This is a genomic window from Bradyrhizobium sp. TM233 (genome assembly GCF_036247965.1).
Taxonomy (GTDB): Bacteria; Pseudomonadota; Alphaproteobacteria; order Rhizobiales; family Xanthobacteraceae; genus Bradyrhizobium; species Bradyrhizobium ottawaense.
The window spans coordinates 1-301 of the sequence record NZ_BTIG01000289.1 but is presented as its reverse complement, the minus strand read 5'-3'; the positions used below and the strand labels follow the sequence as shown (position 1 = coordinate 301).

The 301-nt window shown below is 37.2% G+C and carries 1 protein-coding gene; it reads left to right on the top strand.

Translation table 11 applies throughout. The annotated features are described in order from the left end of the window. Nucleotides 1-73 precede the first annotated feature (73 nt). Nucleotides 74-301: hypothetical protein (locus tag AABA86_RS34355; protein WP_338309905.1), on the top strand; the 228-nt coding region annotated here is incomplete at its 3' end.

The window sequence follows — 301 nt, the reverse complement described above, 5'->3', positions numbered from 1 at the left end:
ATTTGAACCTTGGACATGAGGCACATTGGCAGTAGCTGGTTCATTATTGTAAGTCACAGAATTTTGATTGCTTATGGGTTCCTTGAATCATATATTTTATGCACAGGATGTGCTGAACACAGTCACAGAATTACAAAAAGATGTTCGATCATTAATGCAAGCAGTGGGTTTTTTAGCTCAAACTTGGTACACCAGCTCATCGAAAGATCCTGAACTATCTGATGAGGAGTTGTTTACGAACAAATCAAAGTACTCTTTAAGAGCTACTGCAACTGAAGAAATAATGCTGAAATTTGTGCAA